The 3,375-nt window shown below is 69.1% G+C and carries 4 protein-coding genes; 3 read left to right on the top strand and 1 reads right to left on the bottom strand.

The features are described 5' to 3' along the window. Positions 1–126 precede the first annotated feature (126 nt). The 3 genes from CCN72_RS15305 to CCN72_RS15315 all read left to right on the top strand — a co-directional run bounded on the left by CCN72_RS15305 (position 127) and on the right by CCN72_RS15315 (position 1,994). Entirely contained in the window at positions 127–888 is a 762-nt protein-coding gene (locus CCN72_RS15305; protein ID WP_086807995.1) for an IclR family transcriptional regulator, read from the top strand. Between the two features lie 39 nt (positions 889–927). After that, a complete protein-coding gene (locus CCN72_RS15310) occupies positions 928–1,350 on the top strand; it encodes a RidA family protein (RefSeq protein WP_037664705.1) in 423 nt (140 codons plus the stop codon). Positions 1,351–1,412: 62 nt separating this feature from the next. Next, positions 1,413–1,994: a hypothetical protein gene (locus CCN72_RS15315; protein WP_341868880.1), complete on the top strand. Its 582-nt coding sequence runs from the start codon at positions 1,413–1,415 to the stop codon at positions 1,992–1,994. Positions 1,995–2,078: 84 nt separating this feature from the next. On the opposite strand, the gene CCN72_RS15320 is transcribed toward CCN72_RS15315, so the two are convergent. Continuing rightward, positions 2,079–2,897 carry a hypothetical protein gene (locus CCN72_RS15320; RefSeq protein ID WP_086807997.1) on the bottom strand — a complete coding sequence of 273 codons (819 nt, stop codon included), beginning with the start codon at positions 2,895–2,897 and terminating at the stop codon, positions 2,079–2,081. Between the last annotated feature and the right edge of the window lie 478 nt (positions 2,898–3,375).

Genomic DNA, 3,375 nt, shown 5'->3' on the forward strand with positions numbered 1-3,375 from the left:
GGCCTCCTCGGGGGCCCGCGCGGTCTGCGTCCAGCCGGGGGCGAGTCGCAGTCTTCCCCATGCGGCGTCGTCCAGGGCCACGAGGTGGTCGGCGTGGGCGCGGGCCCCCGAGGAGGCCAACACCCCATGAGTCAGACCGTCGACCGCGCCCTGAGCATCCTGCCGCTGCTCGCCGAGGGCCCCGCCGACCTCGGCCGGGTCGCCGACCGCCTCGGCGTCCACAAGTCCACCGCCCTGCGGCTCCTGCGCACCCTGCACGAACACGGCCTGGTCTACCGCCAGTCCGACCACCGTTACCGCCTCGGCGCCCGCCTCTTCGCCCTCGCCCAGGAGGCGATGGAGAACCTGGACGTCCGCGAGATCGCCCACCCCCACCTCGTACGCCTGAACGAACAGTGCGGCCACACCGTCCACCTCGCCGTGTACGACGACCCCGAGGTCCTCTACATCGACAAGGTCGACAGCCGCTACCCGGTGCGCATGTACTCCCGCATCGGCAGGCCGGTCGCCCTCACCGTGGCCGCCGTCGCGAAGCTCCTCCTCGCCGACCTCTCCGAACCCGAACGCCGCGCCGTCGCGGAGAAGCTCGACTACCCCTCGTACACCCCCCGTTCGACCCCGAACGCCGACGCCTACCTCCGGGAACTGGCCAAGGTCCGTGAACAGGGCTGGGCCACCGACCTCGGCGGCCACGAGGAGTCCATCAACTGCGTCGCCGCCCCCATCCGCGGCGCCGAGGGCCGGGTGGCCGCCGCGATGTCGGTGTCCGCCCCGAACGTGGTCGTCACGGCCGACGAACTCCTCGCCCTCCTCCCACTGGTCCGCCGCACGGCCGATGCGATCAGCGCGGAGTACTCCGGTAGAACACCGGTGACGGAACACCCGTAACACCCGTACCGCTCGTAACCTCCCTAAAGGACCGGCCCGATGGAAAAGATCGCCCTGACCCCGAAGACCCACACCACCCCGCCCGCGAAGTTCTCGCACGGGGTGCGCAAGGGCAACATCCTCCAGGTCGCCGGCCAGGTCGGCTTCCTGCCCGCCGAGGAGGGCAAGCCCCCGACCCCGGTCGGCCCCACCCTGCGAGAGCAGACGCTCCAGACCCTCGACAACGTCAGGTCGATCCTGGAGGAGGGCGGCGCCGGCTGGGACGACGTGATGATGCTCCGCGTCTACCTCACGGACGTGGACCACTTCGCCGAGATGAACGACCTCTACAACGCCTACTTCGAGGCCCAGGCCCTCACCCAGCCGCCCGCCGCCCGTACGACGGTCTACGTCGGCCTTCCGCCCGGTCTGCTGATCGAGATCGACGCGCTCGCCGTGCTCGATTCCCCTGGAGCGGCGTAAGTTGCCGGCGCGACGCGCGGGCTGACTGGTTCCGGCACAGGGAAGTCGTCCATACTGCCGCCGTGGAGCAGCGCATAGGATCAGGCAGCAATCCGTTGAACACCGAAGCGTTGAAGGCGGAAGCGGTGAAGGCCGAGCCCGTGGCGGGCGCCGGCTTCGACCCGGCCTTCATCCCGGGCATCACGGCCCCGGCGACGCCCTTGGCGAAGCAGGAGGAGCCGGGAGAGCCGAAGGAACCGGAGGCCGAGGCGCCGGACGAGTCCGCAGAGCCGTCGGAGTCCGGCGAATCCGCGGATCCGAAGGCCACCGAGAAGGCCGAGGAAGGCGACACGGACGAGGACGAGCCCGCGGCACCCGCCGACGGCCCGGTCTTCGAGGCCGCCGACCGCCGCGCCCGGATAGTGGCCGACCACAAGGGCGTCCGCCTCAGCCTGGACGAGGAGGCCTGCGAGTTCCAGTGGGCCGAGATCGCCGCGGTGGAGTCGGAGTCCCCCCGCTTCGGCAAGCGCTACACCATCACGGTGCACACCCCGGACCGCCGCTGGTACCCGATCGAGATCGAGGCCGCGTCCCGCTCCCGCTTCAAGGAATGGGACGACCAGCTGGACGCGGTCCTGGACGCCTACTTCGAAGACGGCGACTGACCGACCCCTCGCTCTCCACGAGCCGGCTCCCCGCGAGCCGGCTCCCTCATCCATGCCCGGCTACGGCCTGCGATCCATGCCCCGCTACGGCCCGCGCCGCTCGATCCGGTCGAGCTCCCCGGCGAGCAGCTCCCGGTGCCCGATCCCGAAATCCCCGTTGCCCAACGTCTCCCCTCCGCCGTAGTACCGCCCCACGACCCGGTCGGGCAGAAACCCCCGCAGCCCGTGCCGCATCCGCCTCGGATACTCGACGGCCGCGCCCCACTCGTCTCCCGCCTCATCACTGGAGAACAGCACCCAGTGATCGACCGGTACGACGGCATCCAGCTCCGGCGCTCCTCCGCTGTGGCTGTCGAGCGCCGGTACGACCAGCTGGTCGGGGTCGTTCGGCGGGTACCAGAGGAGCAGCGGCTTGGCCCGCCGCGCATCGGCGTTGTCGAAGCAGCACAGCGCCACCGCGTGCGCCGGGAAGTGCTCCGCGTAGAAGAGGAGCAGCTCCGGCTTGATCCGCGGCCTGCGCTTCCAGGGCACGCGATGCAGCGCGGTGGGGATGAGCGTGGGGTCGTCGGCGAGCAGGACGGTATAGATGTCATGCTCAAACACCCGCACGACCGGCTCGTCCTCGGCGCCCATCCAGTCGATGCCGCCGCGCACGGCCTCCGATGCCGTGACGGCGTCGACCATCCGCCCCAGCACGTCGCCGTCCCCGCCGACCGCGAGGAACTGCTCCGGCCTGAGCCGGCGGGTGGGCAGATGAAGCAGCATGGCGTTCGGCCCGTCCGCCAGATTCACGACGGTGTTCTGGTACCCGACCACATGGATCAGCCCGTGCTCGGGATGCCGCTGCCGCCCGCAGTAGAGCACCGTCCCCGAGAACGCGGCCTCGCTCGACGAGACACACATATGAACCCCCTCCTCCGGCGCGGCCACTCCATCACGGGGGCCCGGGCCGGCTCCAGCCCCGGTGGGCACCGGAGGGCGGGCCCCGGAGGGCGGTCAGACCCCCCGAGAACTTCTGATAAAGTTTGGTTCGCCGCAAGGGAAACGCGAGAGCGAGAACCTGGAAAGCACCGAGGAAATCGGATCGGAAAGATCTGATAGAGTCGGAAACACCGAAGGGAAGCCCGGAGGAAAGCCCGAGAGGGTGAGTACAAAGGAAGCGACCGTTCCTTGAGAACTCAACAGCGTGCCAAAAGTCAACGCCAGATATGTTGATACCCCGTCTCCGGTCATCACGACCGGGACGTGGTTCCTTTGAAATAAACACAGCGAGGACGCTGTGAACGGTCGGACTATTCCTCCGACCGTTCCGCTCTCCAACGTGTGCACCGGCTGAATTATTTTTCGGCCGAGTAAACATTCACGGAGAGTTTGATCCTGT

The organism is Streptomyces murinus (assembly GCF_002154555.1).
In the GTDB taxonomy this organism is placed as follows: Bacteria; Actinomycetota; Actinomycetes; order Streptomycetales; family Streptomycetaceae; genus Streptomyces; species Streptomyces murinus.

What these genes read in the sequence shown, in the direction of transcription:
- CCN72_RS15320 (WP_086807997.1), bottom strand. Translation starts at nt 2,897, where the DNA reads ATGTGTGTCTCGTCGAGCGAGGCCGCGTTCTCGGGGACGGTGCTCTAC.
- CCN72_RS15305 (WP_086807995.1), top strand. Translation starts at nt 127, where the DNA reads ATGAGTCAGACCGTCGACCGCGCCCTGAGCATCCTGCCGCTGCTCGCC.
- CCN72_RS15310 (WP_037664705.1), top strand. Translation starts at nt 928, where the DNA reads ATGGAAAAGATCGCCCTGACCCCGAAGACCCACACCACCCCGCCCGCG.